This is a genomic window from Pseudomonas sp. SDO5532_S415 (assembly GCF_054071155.1).
In genome coordinates this window covers 1-3,447 of sequence record NZ_JBSVWS010000307.1, presented here as the reverse complement: position 1 = coordinate 3,447, position 3,447 = coordinate 1, and the positions used below count along the sequence as shown (strand labels likewise).

Below are 3,447 nucleotides of genomic sequence, written 5' to 3'. Positions count from 1 at the left end.
ACTCTTTTTTGACTGAAAGGCCGCCTTCGCGAGCAGGCTCGCTCCCACAGTGGTTTCGTGTTGATTTTCAGATCCACGCACCCTCGCAAAAAGAGCACGTACATCCAATTTTTTCCTTCCCCGCCCCGGCATGATCCACCCATTCCCAACCCAGTTTCGCCGGAGCCCTTTTGTCATGCCTGTAGCCCATTCCCAGAGCAAGCCAGCACCGGGGGCCGATGAGATTGTCACGCTGATCGTCAAGCATCGGATCAAGGCCGGTCATGAAGCCGCTTATGAAACCTGGTTGCGGCGTATCGTCGGCATTGCCGGGCAGAGTGAAGGGCATTTGGGTGTCGATGTGATTCGCGGCCAGCACGGCGGCTTGCAGATGTTCACCTGTGTGCTGCGCTTCTGCTCCACCGAAGCCATGCAACGCTGGCTCGATTCGCCGCAGCGCCAGGCACTGGTCGAAGAAGCCGCGCCGATGCTGGCCGACGGCGACCAGACCGAGGTCAATCCGCTCAACGAATTCTGGTTTACCCCGCTGGCCGATGCCGCGTCGCCACCGCCGCGCTGGAAGCAGGCCGTGGTGACGTTGCTGGTGATCCTGCCGCACACCTTGCTCGTGCCGCTGCTTTGGGGGCCGTTGTTGCAGCTCAACGCGTTCCTTTCCAGCTACGTGGTCGCGACCTTCCTGATCACTCTGACCATCGTGCTGTCGGTGGTGTACGTCTTCATGCCGCTCGCCACGCGCCTGTTCGCGCCCTGGCTGGAAGCCGGCCAGTCCCATTCCGCTTAGCCCCATACCACCAAGCCTTAAGGAAACGCGATGAACGCCGATCTGATTTTGTTCAATGGCCAGTTTCATACCGTTGACCGTGAAAAGCCCTTCGCCAGTGCCGTGGCCATCAGCGATGGTCGTTTCGTCGCCGTTGGCAGCGATGCCGAGGCCATGGCCTTGCGCGGCTCGGGCACGCAGGTGATCGACCTCAAGGGCCGTTGCGTGATTCCCGGCCTCAACGACTCGCACCTGCACCTGATCCGTGGCGGCTTGAACTACAACCTTGAACTGCGTTGGGAAGGTGTGCCGTCCCTGGCCGATGCGTTGCGCATGCTCAAGGAACAGGCCGATCGCACGCCGACGCCGCAATGGGTGCGGGTGGTCGGGGGCTGGAACGAGTTCCAGTTCGCCGAAAAGCGCATGCCAACCCTCGAAGAGCTCAATCAGGCCGCGCCGGACACCCCGGTGTTCGTCCTGCATTTGTACGACCGCGCCTTGCTCAACCGTGCCGGCTTGCGCGTGGCCGGTTATACCCGTGACACACCGAATCCGCCGGGTGGCGAAATCGTCCGCGATGCCAATGGCAACCCTACCGGCATGCTGGTGGCGCGACCCAACGCGATGATTCTCTACTCGACCCTGGCCAAGGGGCCGAAGCTGCCGCTGGAGTATCAAGTCAACTCGACGCGTCAGTTCATGCGCGAACTCAATCGCCTGGGGCTGACCAGCGCCATTGATGCCGGGGGTGGTTTCCAGAATTATCCGGACGATTACCAGGTGATCGAGCAGTTGGCCAAGGACCAGCAGTTGACCATTCGCATCGCCTACAACCTGTTCACCCAGAAACCCAAGGAAGAGCTGACGGATTTCCAGAACTGGACCGGCAGCGTCAAGTTGCATCAGGGCGATGACTACCTGCGACACAACGGCGCCGGAGAGATGCTGGTGTTCTCGGCGGCGGATTTCGAGGACTTCCTCGAACCACGCCCGGACCTGCCGCAAAGCATGGAAGACGAACTGGAGCCGGTGGTGCGCCATCTGGTCGAGCAGCGCTGGCCGTTCCGTTTGCACGCCACCTACGACGAGTCCATCAGCCGCATGCTCGACGTGTTCGAGAAGGTCAACCGCGACATTCCGTTCAATGGCTTGCCGTGGTTTTTCGATCACGCCGAAACCATCACTCCCCGGAACATCGAGCGGGTGAGGGCGCTAGGCGGCGGCATCGCGATTCAGGATCGCATGGCGTTTCAGGGCGAGTACTTCGTCGAGCGCTACGGCGCCAAGGCCGCCGAAGCCACGCCGCCGATCCAGCGCATGCTCGCCGAAGGCGTGCCGGTGGGTGCCGGCACCGATGCCACGCGAGTGTCGAGCTACAACCCGTGGACCTCGCTGTACTGGATGGTCAGCGGGCGCACCGTCGGCGGCATGGCATTGCACGCCGAAGGCCTGTCGCGGCAGACCGCGCTGGAACTGTTCACCCACGGCAGTGCCTGGTTCTCGTCCGAGCAGGGCAAGAAAGGCCAGATCAAGGTCGGGCAACTGGCGGACCTGGCCGCCTTGAGCGCGGATTTTTTCAGCGTCGACGAAGAAGCGATCAAGTGGATCGAGTCGGTACTGACCGTGGTCGGCGGCAAGGTGGTGTACGCCGCCGGCGATTTCGAGAAGCTGGGACCTGCCAGCGTGCCGGTGCTGCCGGACTGGTCGCCGGTGGTGAAAGTCCCGGGTCACTGGCGGCCGAACTCGCCGTTGCAGGCGCAGGTTCACCAGTGCAGCGGGCCTTGCGCGGTGCACTCCCACAGCCACGAGCGGGCACGCCTGTCGAATGCGCCGGTCAGCGATTTTGCGGGTTTCTGGGGCGCCTTCGGCTGCTCGTGCTTTGCCTTTTGACGAACACCCAAAAGCGCCGGCCGCATGGACCGGCGCAGCAAGCAACAACCATCCACCAAGGAGTTTTTTCATGAGCAACGTTCCGTACTCACGCCTGAACAAAGACGATGCAGTGGTACTGCTGGTCGACCACCAGACCGGTCTGATTTCGCTGGTGCAGGATTTCTCGCCCAACGAATTCAAGAACAACGTGCTGGCCCTGGGCGATATCGCCAAGTTCTTCAAACTGCCGACCATCCTCACCACCAGTTTCGACAAGGGGCCTAACGGTCCGATCGTACCGGAGCTCAAGGCGCAGTTCCCTGACGCACCGTTCATTGCGCGTCCTGGCCAGATCAACGCCTGGGACAACGAAGACTTCGTCAAAGCCGTCAAGGCCACCGGTCGCAAGCAACTGATCATCGCCGGTGTGGTGACTGACGTCTGCGTGGCATTCCCGACCCTGTCGGCCATTGCCGAAGGTTTTGAAGTGTTCGTGGTGACCGACGCTTCCGGCACCTTCAACACCACCGTGCAGCAAGCCGCCTGGGCGCGCATGTCGGCCGCCGGTGCACACCTGCTGAACTGGTTCTCGGTGGCCTGCGAGCTGCAAGGCGACTGGCGCAATGACATGGAAGGCCTGGCCAACCTGCTGTCCGAACGCCTGCCGAACTACCGCAACCTGATCAACAGCTACACCACGTTTACTGCCCAGTAAGCCCAACGCAATCCTTTGTGGGAGCGAGCCTGTGTGGCGAGGGAGCTTGCTCCCGTTCGGCTGCGAAGCAGTCCCAAAGCTTTTGGGGCCGCTACGCGAC

The 3,447-nt window shown here is 61.9% G+C and carries 3 protein-coding genes; all 3 read left to right on the top strand.

Annotation, left to right across the window (positions count from 1 at the left end; all coding sequences use genetic code 11):
* Positions 1 to 175: 175 nt before the first annotated feature.
* The 3 genes from ACW9HW_RS29540 (at position 176) to ycaC (ending at position 3,347) form a co-directional block, all read left to right on the top strand.
* Positions 176 to 781, top strand: coding sequence for an antibiotic biosynthesis monooxygenase (locus tag ACW9HW_RS29540; RefSeq protein WP_457402864.1), 606 nt, complete (start codon positions 176 to 178; stop codon positions 779 to 781).
* 30 nt (positions 782 to 811) lie between these two features.
* Complete coding sequence (locus ACW9HW_RS29535; protein WP_457402863.1) at positions 812 to 2,650, top strand: amidohydrolase; 1,839 nt, start codon at positions 812 to 814, stop codon at positions 2,648 to 2,650.
* 70 nt (positions 2,651 to 2,720) lie between these two features.
* A complete protein-coding gene (ycaC, locus tag ACW9HW_RS29530; RefSeq protein ID WP_095193415.1) occupies positions 2,721 to 3,347 on the top strand; it encodes an isochorismate family cysteine hydrolase YcaC in 627 nt (208 codons plus the stop codon).
* The last annotated feature ends 100 nt before the right edge of the window (positions 3,348 to 3,447 follow it).

Excerpts from the sequence above, each read along its gene's own strand:
- ACW9HW_RS29540 (WP_457402864.1), top strand. The coding sequence starts at position 176 with ATGCCTGTAGCCCATTCCCAGAGCAAGCCAGCACCGGGGGCCGATGAG.
- ACW9HW_RS29535 (WP_457402863.1), top strand. The coding sequence starts at position 812 with ATGAACGCCGATCTGATTTTGTTCAATGGCCAGTTTCATACCGTTGAC.
- ycaC (WP_095193415.1), top strand. The coding sequence starts at position 2,721 with ATGAGCAACGTTCCGTACTCACGCCTGAACAAAGACGATGCAGTGGTA.